Source organism: Candidatus Symbiobacter mobilis CR (assembly GCF_000477435.1).
Lineage (GTDB): Bacteria > Pseudomonadota > Gammaproteobacteria > Burkholderiales > Burkholderiaceae_C > Rhodoferax > Rhodoferax mobilis.
Window position 1 is genome coordinate 756,541 of sequence record NC_022576.1, and the last position, 20,111, is coordinate 776,651.

Sequence of the window (20,111 nt, forward strand, 5' to 3'; positions counted from 1 at the left end):
ACAAGACCGAGTATGGAACCCGCACTGCCCTCTGCTACCCATTGTTGCGTGCAAGGTGGAAGCCCTGCGGCACAGCGTGCCATGGTGCTTGTTGTCGACGATACCCCGGCCAACCTGAGCCTGCTGTCCCATCTGCTCAAGGATCGGTACCGGGTGCGCATTGCCAACAATGGGCCCAAGGCCCTGGAACTGGCCATGGCCGCCGTGCCTGATTTGGTTCTGCTTGATGTGATGATGCCTGGCATGGACGGTTTCGAGGTATGCCGACGGTTGAAGACTGCGGAAATCACCGCGCGGGTTCCCGTCATTTTTCTGACGGCGGATACCGACCCCGAACATGAAGCACTGGGGCTGGCGATCGGCGCGGCAGATTTCATCCGCAAGCCCATCAGCGCGCCGACCGTGTTGGCCCGGATCAAAACCCAGCTTGAAGTGCAGTCTTGGCGGTCTTTCCTGCTCGACCAAAACGAATGGCTGCGCAAGCAGGTCAACGAACGGCTCACCGCAGTCAACCGCTTGCAGGATGCCCTGATTTGCGTGATGGTGTCGCTGGCCGAATTTCGGGACGATTCCACAGGCAACCACATTCGCTGTACCCGGGAATATGTGCGCCTGCTTGCCCACAAATTGAGCGAACACCCCCACTACCGCGCCTTCATCACCTCACACTACGTGGAACAGGTCAGCAAGTCTGCCCCGCTGCACGACATCGGCAAAATCGCCATTCCCGACCATATCTTGCTCAAGCCAAGCAAGCTTACCCCCGAAGAATTCGAGATCATGAAAACCCACGCGCAACGGGGGTGCGAGATGCTTGCCCAGGCTGGCGAGCACATGGGAGATCAGGGCGAATTTCTCCGCATCGCCACGGAAATCGCCGGATGCCACCACGAAAAATGGGATGGCACTGGCTACCCCCAAGGGTTGGCTGGCAACGCCATTCCCTTGTCGGCTCGGTTGATGGCGGTGGCGGACGTTTTCGACGCATTGATGTCCCGCCGCCCCTACAAAGGCCCGATGAAAGCCGAGGAGGTGTTTCAGATCATCATCGACGGTCGCGGTACCCACTTCGACCCCGATATGGTCGACGCTTTTCTGGCTTCCCGGGAAGACTTTTTGCGCGTCGCCAGCCAATGGAGAACATTGTGAGCACGGTAGGCGCAGCCCCCGTACACCGTTCCCTACTCCCCGCCCTGTCGTAAGCAAGCAAAGATGCCCACTCTGCGCCATGTCTGCTTGCTGCTGTGGTGCCTGGCCCTGGGGTTCAGCCCTTCGGCAATGGCAGCAGGCATCGTTGTGATTGGCCACAGCGATGTCCCCAAGATGGACGCGCATACCATCACCAAACTCTATACGGGACGGTTCGTTGCAGTGGCAGGCATTCCGATCATCCCGGTAGCCACCCGTCCCGGGACACCGGAACGGATGCAGTTCCTCCAGCAATTCCTGCAGCAGGACGAAGACAAATACACAGCCTACTGGACGGTGCGCCGCTATATCGGCAAGGGCATTCCCCCTACGACGCTCGGCAGCACTGCAGAAGTGCTGCGCTTTGTCCAATCCACCCCAGGAGCGATAGGGTATGTGTTCGAGCACGATGCCCCTGCAGGCATACGCATCGTTGCACGGCAAGCAGGGCTATAGCCCCGCCCCATAGACCGACCAGCAACCCCATGGAGCCTGATGCGCATACAAAAAGCGGGCAAAAAAAAGCGGGCCATATACAACCCGCATACTACAAGCCGCATACAGCCCGCATCCTGTAACTTTTCCTGTGACTTTTTTCGCGCTGAACAATCACTTTTCCGCAGTGGTTTTGTAATTTTTTCTTCGCAGCGCAATGATTTTCTGGTGCCCGGGGCCGGAATCGAACCGGCACGCCTTGCGGCGGGGGATTTTGAGTCCCCTGCGTCTACCTATTTCACCACCCGGGCTGAGAACCTATTCCAGTTGGAGCTATTTCATTTGGAGCTGCGCCATCGCATTGCACGCGGCGGCGGTGCTCGGCATCCTCATGTACTGTACGTACATTCCAGTTCCTGCGCTCCGGCGCCACGCACACTGCTTCGGCTCGCCTGCCTACTGAAACAAGTTCTTAGCGTTTGATTATTGCATAGCGTTGTATAGCGTGCGCCTGTGAAGCCAGGGACGTCGATACACAGGGGGGTACGATCTGCACCCTAGCACGGAGCCTGCGCCCCCGCGCCGGTGTGCGGCTTTTTCGCACATCGTCCAGCCCAGTGCATCATTCGTGGTCCATTCAGAGGGGACAAGCACCGTTATGCAATTTAGTTCCAAGATCGTCACGTTTGCTGTCATTCCGGCAGTCCTGTTCGTCGTGGGTATCGTCAACGGCATTGCTGCATTGATCAGCGCACAAGGCGATTTCGAGCACTATGTTGGCAGCGAGCAAGCCGTTCGCACTGCGCTGACCGACATGTACGCCAATGGCCTCCAAATGGGGCAAGCGCTGCGCAATATAGCGCTGGACCCCCAAAACCCCACCGCGTACAAAAACATGGAAACGGCGCAGAAGGCATACGCTGATGCCTTTGACCAAGCGCAAATCGCCGCCAAAGGCTGCAAGCTCGAAGGTCCGCTGGCCCGCCTGGTTCCTTTGCGGCAACAACATGCCCGCGTGCAGGACAACGTGCTGTCCGCCCTACGTGGGGGCGCTGACGTGCAGGACATGATCACCCAGGAAGAAACCCCCGCATGGCACCAGTTGCGCGCCGAACTGCTGGAGCAAGGCAAGTACGCCAAACAGATTTCCGAGGAGACGTACCAGCATTTCCGTGACCGCGCCCGTATCGCCACGATTTGGTCAATCATCTTGGCTGCAATAGCGATCCTCGTCTCGCTGGTGCTCAACATTGGGCTGCGTAGAACCTTGCGCCTGGAACTGGGCGGCGAATTGACCGCAGCCCGTGAAGCCCTGCAATCCGTGGCCGAGGGGAACCTGTGTACGCCAATCGACAACCATGGTAGCGCGCAAAGTCTGATGGGTACTGTGGTCAAGATGCGCGAGGCACTCCATCAGTTGGTGATGGACGTACGCAATTCCGCAGCAGGCATCGCCAGCGCCAGCGCGGAAATCGCTTCCGGCAACAACGACCTTTCGGCACGCACCGAAGGACAGGCCACCGCGCTCGATGAAATTTCCGCGAGCATGGGCACCCTGAGCGATACGGTCAACCAAAACGCCACCAGCGCGGTCCAAGCCAGCCACCTTGCCAGCAGCGCCAACGTCGTAGCCGTACAAGGTGGACAAGTCGTGGGAGAAGTGGTCGACACGATGCGGGGCATTCACGAGTCTTCCCGCCGCATCAGCGACATCATCCAAGTGATCGACGGCATCGCGTTCCAAACAAACATCCTCGCGCTGAATGCCGCTGTCGAGGCCGCGCGCGCTGGCGAACAAGGCCGAGGCTTCGCCGTCGTTGCCAGCGAGGTGCGCAGCCTGGCCGTGCGCAGTGCCGAAGCTGCCAAGCAGATCAAAACCCTCATTCACGACAGCGTCGAAAAGGTCGAATCGGGAACGCAGCTTGTCGACAAGGCGGGGTCGACCATGCAGGAAGTCGTGCAGTCAATCCAGCGCGTGGCGGAGATCATGGGAGCCATCAGCCAGGCCAGTTCCGAACAAAGCCAGGGGGTGCGGCAGGTGGGAGAAGCCCTGGGCCAGCTCGACCAAACCACGCAACAAAACGCCGCCCTCGTCGAGGAAATGGCCGCAGCAACGGACAGCCTCAAAAGCCAGTCGCGGGGACTGGTCGATACCGTTGCGCAGTTTCAACTCACAAACTGCCAAGACAAGATGGGTGCGTCTTCCAGCGCGGCATTGCACCCCCTGACCCCGGCCCCGACGCGGGGCAACGGCGGATACGCTCCCCGCCAGACCCACCAATGGGCTGGCACGGCGCGACTGCCGACACGCACTTCTTAAGCGCGCGGGGGCGCACATTGCCTCCAGGAAATCGTCCGATACTACGCCGCGCCAGTCGGCATATTGCAGACTGGATGCTTGGCCAAGATTCGTCGTTTTTTTCCGGGAGGTATTTCCATGAAAAGCATCGTTTGCCTGCTCACAGGCATCGCGGCTGCGTGCTGCGCTGTTGCCCAAACCCCCACCAAAGCCACTGCCGACGAAGCCGTGGCTTTGGTTCGCAAGGGAGTCGCCTTTATCCAAGCCAACGGCAAGGAAAAAGGGTACGCGGAAATCAGCAATAAGTCGGGCCAATTTGTCGATCGGGATCTATACCTCGTCGTGTATGGGCTAGATGGCGTAGTGCGTGCCCACGGCGCCAACGAGAAGATGGTCGGAAAAAACCTCATCGACCTGCGCGACATCGACGGCAAGGCTTTTGTTCGCGAGCGTGTACAACTTGCTGCATCCAAGGGTACGTTTTGGCAGGACTACAAATTTACCAACCCGGTATCTCGCAAAATCGAACCCAAGCGGATGTATTGCGAAAAGCTTGACGACACTGCTGTCTGCGGTGGCATCTACAAGTAGCCATTGGTAGTCCATTCGCAGTTCGGGCCGCCATTTCCCGCACAGTGGCCTGTTCGCCTCAGGCCCCACCATGTATTCATCGTGCGCTGGAATACGCTGTAGTGCGGTTCCCCCATCAGGCAAGGATTACCCATGAAACTGAGCACCAAACTGATTTTGGCCCCGTTATGCACGGCTTTGGCTTTGCTTCTGTCCGCCCAGGTGGGCACGTTCCTAGTCAGGCAAGCGGCAGAGCAGACCTACACCCGCCTTGATCAGAACTTGGCCCAGTTCACCAACCTTGCCAGCATTGAGTCTGGGTTGGCTGCAGCGCACACCAGCGTATACCGGACACTGGGCATCGTTGGGTCGATGGATGGAGCAGCCATCGACGCCTTCCGCGCCAGTCTGTCCGGAAAGCTTTCCGCACTACAGCGCAACATGGATGAACTGGCGCCTACTGCAAACGCCGAGACTCGCGGGACTGTCGAAGCGCTGCGTACCCTGTTCGGAAACTACGCCAAACAGGTCGATTCCGCCATGGATTTGGCGACCATCGACCCCAACACCGCCATCGCCGCGATGCAAGGGGCCGATACCACCTTCACTGCCTTGCACCAAGACATTCAAAAATGGGAAGCAGAACTGGAGGCCCGGGCGCATGCCGCCCGCAAGGAAGGGGATACCGAGTCTTCCCAGGCGCATTGGACATTGACCATGTTGGGGGTGCTCGTTGCCGCTGCCGCCGTATGGGTATCTTGGTGGCTGCAAACAAAAATCGTCCACGCGCTGCAGCGTGCAACGCAGGTGGCGCGGGACGTAGCCGCCGGGAACCTGACAGTTGATACGAGCACCGACCTGCACGACGAATTCGGTGACCTGATGCATGCCATGGCAACGATGCAGGCCAGCCTTGTCCGCGTCGTCAGCCAAGTACGCCTGCATGCTGAAAGCGTCGCCGCCGCGAGCACGGAAATCGCTCAGGGGAACCAGGATCTCTCCAGTCGCACGGAAAACCAGGCCAGTGCGCTACAACAAACGGCAGCAAGCATGGATCAGCTTCGCTCCACCGTCCGCCAAAACGCCGACAACGCGCACCAAGCCAACCAGCTCGCGATGAATGCGAGTCTCGTCGCCGTCGATGGGGGGCAAGTCGTATCCGAAGTCGTCCACACGATGAAGGGTATCAACGATGCCTCGCGCAAGATTGCCGACATCATCCAAGTGATTGATGCCATTGCTTTCCAGACCAACATCCTCGCGCTGAATGCCGCCGTCGAGGCCGCGCGCGCTGGCGAACAAGGCCGAGGCTTCGCCGTCGTCGCCAGCGAAGTGCGCAGCCTCGCTGGCCGCAGCGCCGAAGCCGCCCGTGAGATCAAGACGCTGATCCAAGCCAGCGTGGAACGGGTAGAGCAGGGTTCCACGCTCGTGGACCAGGCAGGATCGACAATGAACGAGGTCGTCACCGCGATCAAGCGCGTTGCAGACATCGTCGGCGAAATCAGCACGGCCAGCGCCGAACAAAGCCAAGGGGTCAGCCAGGTCGGGGAATCGGTCATGCAAATGGATCAGACGACCCAGCAAAACGCCGCCCTCGTCGAAGAAATGGCCGCAGCAGCCGGCAGCCTGCAAAGCCAGGCGCAGGAGTTGGTGCATGTCGTCTCCGCGTTCCGCCTGGGCACCAGCGATACCTCCGTTACCGAGCTGGCCCGCGTGCAGGTTCGTGCGCATCCAGCCAAGGCTGCCAGCTTCCAAGGGCAGGATCGGCGTGGCGCTGGGGTGCCCAAAGGTGCTGCTGCGCGTTCCGCTACCTCCCCTCCTCCCACGCCGTCGTCGCCACCGCGTGCAGCTCCGTCTACTGCCCAGGACAACTGGGAAACTTTCTGATTCTGATTTTCCGAAGCAGCCCCCAAGGAGTTTCCATGAGCACCACCAGCACCACTACAAGCAACTTATCGCCCCCCTCCGTATCTTTTTTGACCCGCTTTGGCATCGCGTCACGCTTATGGTTTGGCGCTGGCATTCCCGTACTGTTCTTCGTTGCGTTTTCCCTCTGGTTCTGGGTAGGCCTCGCACGCATCGAAGCCGGCGTCACGCAGGCGCTCGGTGTCGATGCGCAGCATGCCATCTTGGCGAAAGAACTACAGCGCCACGTGGTGCAGGTACAGCAATTCCTTTCAGACGTCTCGGCCACACGCGGACAGGATGGGCTGAACGATGGTTTCGATCTGGCCCGCAAGCATCGGGATGGGTTCCTCGCCGGGCTCAAAACATTGGAGGACGCATCCCGCGCCAACAGTGCCGACGACATGCACCGGAATTTGTTAGGCAAGCTCACCCAGGCCAAGACAGATTTCGATGCCTACTACACCTTAGGCGTAGAGATGGCGCAAGCCTATGTGCGTGGTGGTCCTGCCGAAGGCAACCCATTGATGGAGCGCTTCGACAAAGCCAGCCTGGCTCTGCAAGACAGCGTGCAGGCGATCGTCGATGCGGAAACGCAGCGGTTGCAACAGCAAGGAGAGATGCTGATTGCGCAAACCGACTGGCTGCACAACATCGCCTGGTTGCTATGTATCGCCAGCGCTTTCGTCGTTGCGCTGTTGAGCTGGAAGATTGCCCAGTCGATTCTCCAGCCTCTGAACCAAGCCGTCGATGTGGCGCGGCGTATTGCCGATGGGGATTTGACGTCCACCTTCGAAGCCAGGGGAAGCGACGAACCCAGCATCTTGCTCCATAACATGCATGCGATGCAGGACAGCCTGACCCGGATCGTTCACCAAGTGCGGCAGAACTCGCACGGTGTTTCCACCGCCAGCCAAGACATTGCCCAAGGCAACAGCGACCTTTCTGCCCGCACCGAAAGCCAGGCCAGCGCGCTCGAAGAAACCGCAGCGAGCATGGAAGAGCTCAACGCCCAGGTCAAGCAGAACGCAGACCACGCCGCCCAAGCAAACAATCTTGCGCGCAACGCCAGCACGGTGGCATTGCAAGGCGGGGAAGTCGTTGCCCAGGTCGTCGAGACGATGCGGGGAATCCATGAGGCATCGCGCAAAATTGCCGACATCATTGGCGTGATCGACGGTATCGCCTTCCAGACCAATATCCTCGCACTCAACGCCGCCGTGGAAGCAGCCCGGGCCGGTGAACAGGGACGCGGGTTTGCGGTCGTCGCCAGCGAGGTTCGCAGCCTCGCCGGCCGCAGCGCCGAAGCCGCCAAAGAAATCAAGTCGCTGATCCAGACGAGCGTCGAGCGCGTGGAACAAGGCGGCACCCTGGTCGATCAAGCGGGGAACACCATGCAGGAAGTGGTGACAGCCATCCAGCGCGTGACGGACATCATGGGGGAAATCAGCTCCGCCAGCAAGGAACAGAGCCTGGGCGTCACCCAAGTCAGCGACGCAGTTGCGCAAATGGATCAAGCCACCCAGCAAAACGCCGCGCTCGTCGAGGAAATGGCTGCGGCGGCAACGAGTCTGCATTCCCAGGCACAGAACCTCGTTCAGACCGTGTCCGTGTTCCGCCTTGTGGAAAGCGCCGGCGATAGGCATGCCCCGGCGATGCAATCGATGGTGTCCCATGCCCCTGTTCGTGCAGCGCGCCCCGCCATGCAAACGCCGCGCACCTCCTCCCCTCGGCGCATTGCCCCCGCCCCGGCTGCCAAAGCCACACCACGCAGCGCAGCCCCCAAACCCTTGGCGCCGCCAGCCAAAGCAGCGCCCGCCGATGATTTCGAGACTTTTTGATTGCGTGGGGCGAGGGTCAGATTGGGTTGATCAGATTGGGTTGGCTACAACTTTCGCGCAATGTAGTAGCCGTAGCCCACATGCGCCTTATAGCGTTCGTACAACGCTATTTCCTGCTCCTCCGACGCAACGATGGCTCGTGCTGCCTCGCTGGTGCCGTGTTCCGCCAAAAAGGCTGGGAATCTTCGCTGCATCGGCCGGTAGTAGGCTTCGAACCAGCAACGTTCCGGCAACACGAAATAGCCTAGCGGAGAGTAGCCGTTGCGTTCGAGCACGGCCATTTTGGATGCGGCTGAGCCCACTTCCGAGTACTGCTCCACCCAGTGGGCTTCCAGTTCCTGCGGGCGGTTCGTCGTGAGCCACGTGAGTTCCGAGACTGCGAGGATGCCCCCGGGCCGGAGGAATCTGCGCCATTCCCGGGCCCCCCTCTCGAAACCCAGTTGGTATATCGCCCCCTCTGACCAGATCGCGTCCAGCGAGGCCGGAGCGAATGGCAGCGCATCCATCGATGCTGCCAGGGTTGTGATGCTGTGGGCCAAGCCTAGCCGCGCCGCACGCTCTTGCAATACGGCGAGGAACTCCGGCAGCAAGTCGACCGCAGTGATGTCGGCGTCAAGTTCCCGCGCAAGAACGAGCGTCGATGCACCGGTGCCGCAGCCAATGTCGGCGATCTTCCACCTGCGCCCTTTGGCCAGGCCAGCCAATTCGATGGCGCGGCGGGTCTCTTCTTCCCCACCGGGGCCTTGTCTTAAGGCATGTTGGTGGAGGTCGATCAAAAGAAGCACATCTTCCATAACTGCCATGACGTTGTGTATACACCCCGAATCAGGAAAGTCATGCAGTGTCCCTCACCCCCCAGCCCCTCTCCCGCTGCGCAGGGATTCGAGAAACCACTGCACGACTTTCCTATTCACGCGATCTTCTTGGCTTGGATTTGTCGAACATATTTGTAGAGCATGTGCCAGCCCGGCCAACGGCTGACTACATCGTCCCTTCGTTCGCCCATACTTCCCATACCTCCCCTGTGCAAACTCAGCGCTTCTTCTGGCCTCGTTGAGGCGGTGGCGGCGGAGGTTCTTCCACTTGCAGCAGCACTGGATCTGCTTTGGTACGCACTTGCAACCAGGCACGCAGACGAGTACGGGATTCGTCATCGACCGGCGCGCTGCTGGCAATATGCACCACCAGTGCGGGTTTTGTGGAGTCCCTATCTTTCCTGAGGCCTTCGGCTACGACGACCACGCCTGCACTGGGAACTTGAGCGCGTATTTCCTGCGCCAGATCGTCGGCCATGTTGCGCATACCGTCCCGCTGCGCCAGCTCCTTGCGCAATTGTTCGAGTTCTGCGTCTTTTTGACGCAAAGCCTCGCGGCTGTCGCGATACAAATCGCCCAACAGCGAGGTGCGCAATGCGGTCACGTCGAGCTTGTCGTTCTCGCTGGCCTGGTGAACGGCCAATTGCGTTCCCTCCATCCCGTCACGTTGCATCCGGGCCTCGACCTCGTCGAGCCGGGCGCGATCAACGGGATCTCCGATCAACGACACCTCCACCCTCCGTGCATGCACATCAACTTTGGCTGATGCAACGTACACGTTGGGAAAGACGAATTCCCGACGAACGAATTCCAGCGCACGGCCCTTGTACAACTGGTCGCGAACAAGGTTGGCACCCAGATACGCAGCAGGCAACGACGTAGCCGCTGCCACCACTAGCAAAACCAAGCGCACCCTGCGCTCCATCCCCTTCTCGACGAAGTTGTGGTAAGGGAACCGCAGGGCGCGAATTCCCAGAATGGTCGCCACCCCGATAAAGACACAGTTGATTGCGTACAGGTAGAACGCCCCGCCGAAATACGCCCACTGTCCCGTGGCCAGCCCATACCCCGCCGTACACAGCGGCGGCATCAGCGCCGTGGCAATGGCCACCCCGGGAACAACGTGCGAGCGTTCCTCCCGCGTGGCCCCGACGATTCCTGCCAGCCCCCCGAATAGTGCGATGAGTACATCCCACAACGTCGGCGACGTGCGTGCGAGCAGTTCGGACTGCGCATCTGACAACGGGGTGACCAGGAAATACAGCGAGGAAACTGTCAGACTGATCAGCGTGGCAATGGCCAGATTCCAAAAAGACCGTCGAACCAGCGCGAAGTCGTACACCGCCACGCCATGCCCGACCCCCATGATGGGCCCCATCAGCGGAGAAATGAGCATCGCGCCAATGATCACAGCCGTGGAATTGACATTGAGACCAATCGACGCAACGAGGATCGCGAACATCAAAATCCACGGCGTCGCTCCACGCAGCTCGACGCCATCGCGAATACGGCGCTCGATCTCCGCATTGCTCGCCTTGTCCGTCATCAAGCTGAATCGCGCGCGAAACGATTCGGATAGCCAATAGAAATGCATGGGTGTTTCTCCTTCCAGGCTACTTTCCAGCCTTCTCCCTACCCGGCAAAAAACTGCGCAGCCAGGCTTCCAGATCGCTGACGTAGAGAAAGACGACGGGGACGACGAGCAGGCTCAACCCCGTGGAAGTGACCAGCCCGCCGATCACGGCCACCGCCATCGGCTGGCGAAAGCTCGCATCGCCGCCCAGCCCCAACGCCAACGGCAACATGCCTGCGACCATCGCGACCGTGGTCATCAGAATGGGGCGGGCGCGTTTGTGGCAAGCGTCCATCAGCGCGTCCACCAGCGCCATGCCGCGCGTTTCATGCGCCATCACGGCAAAGTCCGCAAGCAGAATCGAATTTTTGGTGACGATGCCCAGCAGCATCACCATGCCGATGAGCACGGGCATTCCCAATTCATAGCCCGCAGCCAACACGGCGACGAATACCCCGCCCAGCGACAGCGGCACCGCAGAAAGAATGGTGATCGGCAAAAACCAGTCGTGAAACAACAGCACCAGCACGGCGTATACCAGCAAGATCCCGGTCAGCAGGGCCATGGCAAAACCACCAAGCATTTCGACCATCAGTTCGGCATCTCCGCTTTCGATCAACCGCACGCTGGCAGGCATCGACCGGATCGACGGCAAGGCGTTGCGTTCCTCGATGGCTTGGCTGAGCGAATAGCCCCCCAAGTCTGCGTTGATCGTGACCTGGCGCTCGCGGTTGTAGCGGTCAATCTGCGCAGGCCCGCTTTCCACGCGCAGCTCCGCGATGCTGGACAGGGGAACAAGCACCCCGCCGCGCCCCGGCACCCGCAGCGCGCCAATCGCGTCGAGATCATGGCGAATGGCATCGCCCACCTGCACCCGAATATCGACTTGCCGGGTATCCAGATTCCATTGCGACAGCGCTGTGTCCACGTCTCCCGACAAGGCAATACGCAATGTTTCGCCGATAGCCTGCGTGCTCACTCCCCGTTCCGCCGCCAGCGCCGCGTGGGGCCGCACGGTGATTTCCGGGCGCTCCAGGCTTGCCGTCGAGGCAATCCCGCTCAGAAAAGGCAGCCCCCGCAAATCGCGTTCCACCTGCAGGGCCGTGGCACGCAGCGTGGGGGCATCCTGGCTGGCAAGGATGACTTGCAGCTTCTTGCCGGTGCCCTGCCCTATCGACAACCGCACCCCGGCAATCCCCGCCAGGCGCTCCCGCACCGCGTCTTCGACCTGCTGTTGCGTCGGGCGCTCGCCACGCGGGGCCAGCACGAGCGTCAGGCTGCCTTTGCGCAGTTCCCCGATCAGCGGCCCGCTGCCGGGGCCGGAAGCCAGCGGCGGCGCCCCCACCGTGGCGAACACGGCGCGGATGCCTTCGACGTCCGCAATGGCTTGGCGTACTTCTTCGATCGTCGATAGCGAACGCTCCAGGCTCGCCCCCGGCGGCAGTTCCATCGCAATGCTCGTACTGCCTTCGTCGCGCGGGGGGACGAAACCCGTGGGCAGCAGAGGCACCAGCGCGAGCGAACCGAGGAAAAACGCCAACCCTGCCAGCAGCGTCGTCTTGCGGTGACGGATGCACCACCCTGCCATCCGCAAGTAGCCTTGCATCCAGCGCCCGTCTGCATCGTGCGAATGTCCGCCTCGCAGCAACCACATGGCCATCACAGGCGTCATCAGCCGCGCGACGAGTAGCGAAGCCAGCACCGCAGCGACAACCGTCCAGCCGAATTGCCGGAACACCAGCCCTGGAATACCGCTCATCAATGCCGTGGGAACGAACACGACGACCAGCGTGGCCGTCGTCGTGACGACCGCCAGCGCGATTTCCTCGACGGCGTCGATCGTGGCGTCGAGCACGGATTTGCCGCCGCGCAGATGGCGTGCGATGTTTTCGACCTCGACGATCGCATCATCGACCAGGATGCCGACGACCACCGCCAACGCCAGCAAAGTCAGGGTGTTGAGGGTGAAGCCGAACCACGCCATCACGGCAAAGGCAGGAAGGATCGACAGTGGCAGCGCAGCAGCCCCAATGAGGGTGGCACGCCAGTCGCGCAGAAACCACCAGATCACAAGCACAGCCAGGATTGCCCCTTCATAGAGCATCTCCATCGACCCCCGGTATTGCTCCAGCGTGAAGTCCACCGTAGACCGAACCACCGTTACCCCCATGCCGGGATGCTTGCGTTGCAGGGCCTCCAGCGCTTGCGCTATTCCTTCGGCGATGCGCGTTTCGTCGTAGCCCCGGGTGCGGGCGATCTGCACGCCCACCACGGGCTTGCCATCGAGCAAGGCGGCTTGCGTGCGTTGCGCGGTGGTGTCCCGCACCGTGGCGACCTGGTCGAGCCGCAGAGAACGCCCATCCGCCAGCGCGATCGGCAAGGCAGCCAATTCTTCGGCGCGCCGCACCGTCGCCAGCGTGCGCACGCCCTGCTCCGCCCCCCCAAGCTGCCCGCGCCCGCCAGAAGCTTCAAGCTGCACACGCCGCAGCGCGCGGGAAACGTCCGCCGCTGTGGCACGCACCGCAGCCAGCCGCGCGGGGTCGACTTCGACCTGCACTTCGCGCTGCACGCCGCCGACGCGGGTGAACTGCCCGACACCGGGAACACGCAACACAGCGCGGGACACCGTGTCGTCAACGAACCAGGACAAGGCTTCCTCGTCCATGGCGCTGTGGGAAATGGCATAGGTGAGCATCGGCCCGCCCGGGGCGATCGTCACCTTGTTGACTTGGGGTTCCTCTACGTCTGCGGGCAAGTCTTTGCGCACCCGATCCACCGCGTCCTTAACGTCGAGCAGGCAGTCCGACAACGGACGGCGAATGTCGAATTCCGCGTACATGGCGACGCGCCCGTCGGTGACGCTGGTGCGCAGGTGCTTAAGACCTTGGAGCGTGGCCATCGCATCCTCGACCTTGCGGGCGACCTCGGTTTCCAATTGCGCAGGCGCAGCGCCGGGCTGCACCAGCATGACATTGATCGTCGGCAAATCAAGATCGGGAAAGTGCTGGACGCCCAGGTTCCGAAAACCCCAAATCCCCGCCAGGGTCAACAGCACGAAAAGCAGGACGCTGGGGGTAGGCTTGCGAACCGACCACGTAGCCAGATTCATCGCGTTCCCCCAGCGGGCTGTGCCTCGCGGACGAGATCCCCGTCAGACAGGAACCCCGCCCCGCGCACCACGACCTTCTGCCCAGCCTGCAAGCCCCGGATGACTTCGATGTGCTCGTTCTCGCGGCGGCCTGTCTCGACCGGTACTTGCCTGACGCGACCCGCCTCGGCCACGACGAACACCGACGACCGTCCGTCACGCAACACCACGGCTTCTGCTGGCAGAGCCAGTGCGGGGCTGCGACCGATTTCGATCGTCGCATTGGCGTACATGGCCGCACGTGCTGGGCTGCCGGGTTCCAGATCGACGTAGGCCAAGGCCAACCTCGTTGCGGGGTCGAGCGAGGGAGCGAGCTGCCGCACTGTTCCCTGCGCGAGGCTGCCGTCTGCCAGGGTCAGCGCTACGCGCTGCCCCGGCCGAACCATGGCAAGCTGGGTGGCGTTCAATTCCCCACGCCATTCCAGCCTGCCTTGGCGAATCAGCCGGAATAGCTCGGTTCCCCCCTGCGGGCCGGCCACCAGGCCCAACGACGCAGCGCGGGAAGACACCACGCCATCGTCCACTGCGCGTACCTCGCAATGCTGCAAGCGCAAGTCTTGGCTGGTGACTTGCGCCTGCGCCAAGGCTTGCTGGGCCTGCGCGGCCTGGGCTTGCGCCTGCGCTTGCTCCAGCGCATGGGCGCTAACGGCGCCTTGTTGCCGTAGGGACTGCATTCGCGCCAGATTGGCATCCGCCAGCCGCGCATTGGCTACGGCCACCGCCAGGGCTGCGCGGGCTTGGGCAAGCTCGGCGCGCACGGTCTGGTCGTCAAAGCGTGCGAGCAGTTGCCCCTTGCGAACGCGGTCTCCCACATCGGCCAGCACTGCGACGAGCGGCAGGTTCGTGACCCGCGCGCCCAGCACGGCCTCCTGCCACGCGGCGACCTGCCCTTGGGCTGTCACCATGCGGGGCCACTCTTGCGTCACGGCCTGGGCTACCGTCACCGTTTGCGCTGCAGAAGCTGGCTGGCTTTGGGGTTTGCCAGAACCGGGGCCACAGGCGGCCAGGGTGCAGGCCACTACAGCCCATGCCGCAGCCCGTTGGGTTGATCTCAGGAACGCCACCGCAGAACCAGGGGGCACAAAAAAATGGGGCATACAAAACTCCAAAAAAACTCCAAAGTGTTCACAACGCACTATCCACAACGCAAGGGGGTGGGGACCGTGGAACGCACGGGCACCCTGCAACGATCCGGTCCAAGGCCAGTTGCACCACGCGCAACGTCTCGTCTCGCACGGCAAGGGAATCGGTGTGCGCGCTGCGTAGCACGCATCCAGACAGGGTGGCATGGAACCAGGCCAGCTCGTCTTCGGTAGCTTCTTTCCCCAATCGGGCAAAAACCTGGCCCAGCACGCGCAGGGCCTCTTGGTCAAACTCTCCAAGCCACTGCCGCATCGGCGGTGATTCGTCTGCGGCGTACATCAGCGCGACCATCAGCCGCCCCATCACAGGCTTGCGCACGATGTCCGAGAAAAAAGCCCGCACGGCGCCGAGGGTGTCCTCCTGCGCAGCGGTCGATTCCATGACTGCGCCGATAGTGCGAACCATCTCCGCGTACAGGGCCTGCACCACGCCCTGAATCAATGCCTGCCGTGTGGGAAAGTAGTACGTGAGATGGCTTTGCCGCAGCCCCGCCGCTGCCGCGACACGTGCCTGGCTCAGCCCGCGCATCCCATCCCGATGCACCAGTTGCACCGCCGCTTCCACAATCCGGCCCGGAACGCTGGAATCGGAATCTGTGTACGGCGGCGGCTGGATCGATGGTGGCATCGATGGCGGGGCTGGCTGCTGAATCGGTGGCGGCTGGATAGGCGGCTGCAGCGGCGAGGAAACGGTCATGAGGACGACGGAATGGCGCCGATTTGGTTACTCAACCAAATTCTAGCGAGGGCGCCATGGGTCTTGGGGCCTAGGGCCTAGGGTCTTGGGTCTTGGGCATAGTGCATCCCGTCGACAAAATCGGGTAGGCAACGGTTTCTAGCCGTCGCCCCACACACCACCCACCGTGCGGGTCCGCAGTGAACATCTTAAATTTTTGTCTTGAATTCGAGGTTCACTTTAGTATGTCAAACATTGACATTCCCTGATAACCTCGCTCTTCTCGACAGGAGACATGAATCATGGGCATGAACGTCAACCTTACTCCTCAGCTTGAGGAGATGGTTCGAGCAAAGGTCAGTTCTGGCCTTTACACGTCGGCCAGCGAGGTCGTACGTGAGGCACTTCGCCTCATGGAAGAGCAGGACCGCCTACGTCAGGTGAAGCTGGAGGAACTGCGCAGCGAGGTCCGCAAAGGTCTGAAGAGTGGTCCAAGTGAACCCTGGGATGCGGCAGCGCTGAAGAAGAAGGCCCGCACCCGCCAAGCGGCCAAGGCGAGCGCGGCGTAGATGGCACGTGTAACGCGGCGTCCGGAGGCCGAAGCCGACATTCTCGAAATCTGGCTGTACATCGCCGATGACAGCGTTGTCGAGGCTGATCGCTGGATCGACAGATTGGATGAGCGCCTGGCACTGTGGGCAACCCAACCCAAAATGGGACGTGCTCGAGACGAACTGTCGCCTGGAATCCGCAGCCTTCCCTTCGGCCGGTACGTCGTCTTTTTCGAGCCGCTACCCGACGGAATCGACGTTGTTCGAGTTCTGCATGGCTCGCAAGACATTGACGAACAGTTCCAATGACGCGAATGCGCCCTAATCGGGTAGGCAACGGCTTCTAACCGTCGCCCCCCACACCACCCACCGTGCGGGTCCGCAGTGGGCGGTTCAACAAGTCGACTCGCTCGACAAAGTCTTTCGCTTCCTACCCATGTATCCCTGTGCTTTGCACCACAGGTCTTTCACACTCAGCAAACCCTGCTCCTGTAACCACACGTTGGATATGGCCTGTTAGATATGGCCTGATTGATAACCGGGGTTCTGGACATCTGCCAATAGTTCTTGCTGCTGACTACTTCTCGCGAAGCAGCCCTTGCCGTCGGCTAGTAGTTACTATTGCTCACAAGCTCACGATGAGTCCAATCCGGTTTTCCCACAGGGGACTTCCACCCCATACGTTCGCGCCCATGCTGGGCGCACACCCGGCGCTCAACCCGGCCGCCTATCGGTGCCGATTAGCTCTGCGTTATGCGGCCACACGACGTCAGAAGTGAACATCCTGAAGTGAAATGCTTCAGAATATTCAATATTTGAAAGAAGTGAATATTTTCGGATAGTTACCAACGCCATGGGTTTCTAACGGTGGAACCAAGATCGCAGAGAACAAAAACAATGATTGAACAACAAATCGAACAAGGCTTCATCGACAAACTGACGGGGCTTAAATACGAATACCGCTCGGACATCACTGACCGCGCCGCTCTGGAGCAGAACTTCCGCGAAAAGTTCGAGGCCCTGAACCGCGTGCGCCTCACCGAAGCCGAGTTCGCTCGCCTGCTCGATGAGATCGTTACACCGGATGTCTTCACCGCCGCCAAAACCCTACGCAGCATCAATGCCTTCACCCGTGACGACGGCACGCCGCTGAATTACAGCCTCGTCAACCTCAAGGACTGGTGCAAAAACCACTTTGAGGTCATCAACCAACTGCGCATCAACACGGACAACAGCCACCACCGCTACGACGTCATCCTCCTCATCAACGGCGTGCCCTGTGTGCAGATCGAGCTGAAGACCCTCGGCGTGAATCCGCGCCGGGCCATGGAGCAGATCGTCGAATACAAGCACGACCCCGGCAACGGCTACACCAAGACGCTGCTCTGCTTCATGCAGCTTTTCATCGTCAGCAACCGCGACCGCACCTACTACTTCGCCAACAACAACGCCCGTCACTTCGCTTTCAACGCCGACGAGCGCTTCCTGCCCATCTATGAGTTCGCAGACGAGGACAACCGCAAGATCATCCAACTCGACGCCTTCGCCGAGCGCTTCATGAAAAAGTGCGACCTCGGCCGGACCATCAGTCGCTACATGGTGCTCCTCGCCGGGGAGCAAAAGCTCATGATCATGCGGCCCTACCAGGTCTATGCCGTGCAGCACATGGTGAAGTGCATTGATGAGGACAACGGCAACGGCTACATCTGGCACACCACCGGCAGCGGCAAGACGCTCACCTCCTTCAAGGCTTCCACGCTGCTAAAGGAGAACGACCACATCCACAAATGCGTCTTCGTCGTGGACCGCAAAGACCTCGACCGCCAGACCCGCGAGGAATTCAACAAGTTCCAAGAAGGCTGCGTCGAAGAAAACACCAACACCGCCGCCCTCGTGCGCCGCCTGCTTTCAGAGGACTACGCCGACAAGGTGATCGTCACCACCATCCAGAAGCTGGGCCTCGCGCTGGACGAAAACAGCAAGCGCAACAAGCAGCGCAGCAAAAACGGCCAGGCCACCTACAAGGAGCAACTCGAAGCCCTGAAGGACCACCGCATCGTCTTCATCTTCGACGAGTGCCACCGCTCGCAGTTCGGCGAGAACCACAAGGCCATCAAAGCGTTCTTCCCCAAGGCCCAGCTCTTCGGCTTCACCGGCACGCCCATTTTTGACGCCAACGCTTCGCAGCAGAAGATCGAGGACACGCAGGCCTCCATGCGCACCACGGCGGACCTCTTTCAGAAGCAGCTTCATGCCTACACCATCACTCACGCGATTGAGGACGGCAACGTCCTGCGCTTCCACGTCGACTACTTCAAGCCGAAAGGCAAGAAGCTGCCGAAGCCCGGCGAGCCGCTCGCGAAGAAGGCCGTCATCGAAGCCATCCTGTCCAAGCACGATGCCGCCACCGGCGGCCGACGTTTCAACGCCATCCTTGCCACCGCGTCCATCAATGATGCCATCGAATATCACGCGCAGTTCAAGGCCATGCAGGCCGAGAAACAGGCCGCCGATCCCGACTTCAAGCCGCTGAACATCGCCTGTGTCTTCTCCCCGCCCGCCGAGGGCGATCCCGATGTGAAGCAGATTCAGGAAGACCTTCCGCAGGAGCAGGCCGACAACGAGGAAGACCCCGAGGGCAAGAAGGCCGCGCTCAAGGCCATCCTCGCCGACTACAACGCCCGCTACGGCACCAATCACCGCCTCGGCGAGTTCGATCTCTACTACCAGGACGTACAGAAGCGCATCAAAGACCAGCAGTGGCCGAATGCCGACTACCCCTCGGCGCAGAAGATCGACATCACCATCGTCGTCGACATGCTGCTCACCGGCTTCGATTCCAAGTTCCTAAACACGCTCTATGTGGACAAGAACCTCAAGCACCACGGCTTGATCCAGGCCTTCTCCCGTACCAACCGCGTGCTCAACGGCAGCAAGCCCTACGGCAACATCCTCGATTTCCGCCAACAGCAGGATTCAGTGGATGCCGCCATCGCCCTCTTCTCCGGCGAGAAAACCGGCGAGCAGGCGCGGGAAATCTGGCTCGTGGACAAGGCACCGGTGGTCATCCAGAAGCTGGAGACCGCCATGCAAAAGCTGGACAGCTTCATGAAGTCTCAGGGGCTGGATTGCACCCCCTCCGCCGTCGCCAATTTGAAGGGCGACGAGGCCCGCACCGCCTTCATCACCCACTTCAAGGAAGTCCAGCGCCTCAAAACCCAGCTCGACCAATACACCGACCTCACCCAGGAAAACAAAGCCAGCATCGAGCAGGTGCTGCCCGAGGAAAACCTGCGCGGCTTCAAAGGCCAGTATCTGGAAACCGCCAAAAAGCTTCGGGATCAGCAGGGCAAGAGTGGCAACAAACCCGGCACCGACAGCCCCGTGGACCAGCTCGACTTCGAGTTCGTCCTCTTCGCCTCCGCCGTCATTGATTACGACTACATCATGGGCCTCATCGCCAAGTTCTCGGAAAAAGGCCCGGGCAAGTCGAAGATGACCCGCGAGGAACTCATCGGCCTCATCAGCGCCGATGCCAAGTTCATGAACGAGCGCGACGACATCGCCGAATACATCGGCACTCTCAAGGCCGGCGAGGGTCTCAGCGAATCCGCCATCCGCGAGGGCTACACCCGCTTCAAGGTGGAGAAGAACGCTAAGGAACTCGCCGCCATCGCCCAAAAACATGGCCTCGCCACCGCCGCACTGCAAGCCTTTGTGGACGGCATCCTCGACCGCATGATCTTCGATGGCGAGCAGCTCGGCGACCTCATGGCCCCGCTCGACCTCGGCTGGAAAGCCCGCACCCAGGCCGAACTCGCCCTGATGGAAGACCTCCTCCCTCTGCTCACCAAACGCGCCGGTGGCCGTGATATTTCAGGACTTTCTGCGTATGAACCGTGAACCTTGTTCCATACCACTAAGACACAACGAATGCCGCGACCATGTTCCTGACGTCAGGAATATGG

General features: G+C 60.8%; 14 protein-coding genes and 1 tRNA gene. 9 read left to right on the forward strand and 6 right to left on the reverse strand.

Features of this window, described 5'->3' with window-relative positions:
• The first annotated feature begins 12 nt into the window (after positions 1-12).
• Entirely contained in the window at positions 13-1,149 is a 1,137-nt protein-coding gene (locus tag CENROD_RS03075) for a response regulator (RefSeq protein ID WP_081699803.1), read from the forward strand.
• A 63-nt stretch (positions 1,150-1,212) separates the two neighbouring features.
• Complete coding sequence (locus tag CENROD_RS03080) at positions 1,213-1,644, forward strand: hypothetical protein (protein ID WP_022771625.1); 432 nt, start codon at positions 1,213-1,215, stop codon at positions 1,642-1,644.
• A 205-nt stretch (positions 1,645-1,849) separates the two neighbouring features.
• Here CENROD_RS03080 and CENROD_RS03085 read toward each other — a convergent pair.
• Positions 1,850-1,934: transfer RNA gene (locus tag CENROD_RS03085), tRNA-Leu, on the reverse strand.
• A 347-nt stretch (positions 1,935-2,281) separates the two neighbouring features.
• Here CENROD_RS03085 and CENROD_RS03090 point away from each other — a divergent pair.
• The 4 genes from CENROD_RS03090 (at position 2,282) to CENROD_RS03105 (ending at position 8,238) form a co-directional block, all read left to right on the forward strand.
• Entirely contained in the window at positions 2,282-3,943 is a 1,662-nt protein-coding gene (locus CENROD_RS03090) for a methyl-accepting chemotaxis protein (protein WP_022771626.1), read from the forward strand.
• A gap of 117 nt (positions 3,944-4,060) precedes the next feature.
• The gene (locus CENROD_RS03095; protein ID WP_022771627.1) at positions 4,061-4,513 is read left to right on the forward strand and encodes a cache domain-containing protein; all 453 of its coding nucleotides are present in this window, start codon (positions 4,061-4,063) and stop codon (positions 4,511-4,513) included.
• A gap of 132 nt (positions 4,514-4,645) precedes the next feature.
• Positions 4,646-6,379: a methyl-accepting chemotaxis protein gene (locus CENROD_RS14470; protein WP_022771628.1), complete on the forward strand. Its 1,734-nt coding sequence runs from the start codon at positions 4,646-4,648 to the stop codon at positions 6,377-6,379.
• Between the two features lie 35 nt (positions 6,380-6,414).
• Positions 6,415-8,238, forward strand: coding sequence for a methyl-accepting chemotaxis protein (locus tag CENROD_RS03105; RefSeq protein ID WP_022771629.1), 1,824 nt, complete (start codon positions 6,415-6,417; stop codon positions 8,236-8,238).
• Positions 8,239-8,282: 44 nt separating this feature from the next.
• Here the strand turns inward: CENROD_RS03105 and CENROD_RS03110 are convergent, their stop codons facing one another.
• The 5 genes from CENROD_RS03110 to CENROD_RS12360 all read right to left on the reverse strand — a co-directional run bounded on the left by CENROD_RS03110 (position 8,283) and on the right by CENROD_RS12360 (position 15,613).
• Positions 8,283-9,041: a class I SAM-dependent methyltransferase gene (locus CENROD_RS03110; protein WP_022771630.1), complete on the reverse strand. Its 759-nt coding sequence runs from the start codon at positions 9,039-9,041 to the stop codon at positions 8,283-8,285.
• A gap of 229 nt (positions 9,042-9,270) precedes the next feature.
• Positions 9,271-10,647: a DUF389 domain-containing protein gene (locus CENROD_RS03115; RefSeq protein WP_022771631.1), complete on the reverse strand. Its 1,377-nt coding sequence runs from the start codon at positions 10,645-10,647 to the stop codon at positions 9,271-9,273.
• Between the two features lie 19 nt (positions 10,648-10,666).
• Positions 10,667-13,735 carry an efflux RND transporter permease subunit gene (locus tag CENROD_RS03120; RefSeq protein ID WP_022771632.1) on the reverse strand — a complete coding sequence of 1,023 codons (3,069 nt, stop codon included), beginning with the start codon at positions 13,733-13,735 and terminating at the stop codon, positions 10,667-10,669.
• The gene (locus tag CENROD_RS03125) at positions 13,732-14,871 is read right to left on the reverse strand and encodes an efflux RND transporter periplasmic adaptor subunit (RefSeq protein WP_022771633.1); all 1,140 of its coding nucleotides are present in this window, start codon (positions 14,869-14,871) and stop codon (positions 13,732-13,734) included. The genes CENROD_RS03120 and CENROD_RS03125 overlap by 4 nt, the downstream gene beginning before the upstream one ends.
• 28 nt (positions 14,872-14,899) lie before the next feature.
• Positions 14,900-15,613, reverse strand: coding sequence for a TetR/AcrR family transcriptional regulator (locus CENROD_RS12360; protein WP_081699804.1), 714 nt, complete (start codon positions 15,611-15,613; stop codon positions 14,900-14,902).
• 281 nt (positions 15,614-15,894) lie between these two features.
• On the opposite strand from CENROD_RS12360, the gene CENROD_RS03135 reads away from it, so the two are divergent.
• The 3 genes from CENROD_RS03135 (at position 15,895) to CENROD_RS03145 (ending at position 20,046) form a co-directional block, all read left to right on the forward strand.
• Positions 15,895-16,161 carry a type II toxin-antitoxin system ParD family antitoxin gene (locus tag CENROD_RS03135; protein WP_022771635.1) on the forward strand — a complete coding sequence of 89 codons (267 nt, stop codon included), beginning with the start codon at positions 15,895-15,897 and terminating at the stop codon, positions 16,159-16,161.
• Positions 16,162-16,452 carry a type II toxin-antitoxin system RelE/ParE family toxin gene (locus CENROD_RS03140; RefSeq protein WP_022771636.1) on the forward strand — a complete coding sequence of 97 codons (291 nt, stop codon included), beginning with the start codon at positions 16,162-16,164 and terminating at the stop codon, positions 16,450-16,452. It begins immediately after the preceding gene.
• A gap of 588 nt (positions 16,453-17,040) precedes the next feature.
• Complete coding sequence (locus CENROD_RS03145) at positions 17,041-20,046, forward strand: type I restriction endonuclease subunit R (RefSeq protein ID WP_022771637.1); 3,006 nt, start codon at positions 17,041-17,043, stop codon at positions 20,044-20,046.
• Positions 20,047-20,111 lie beyond the last annotated feature (65 nt).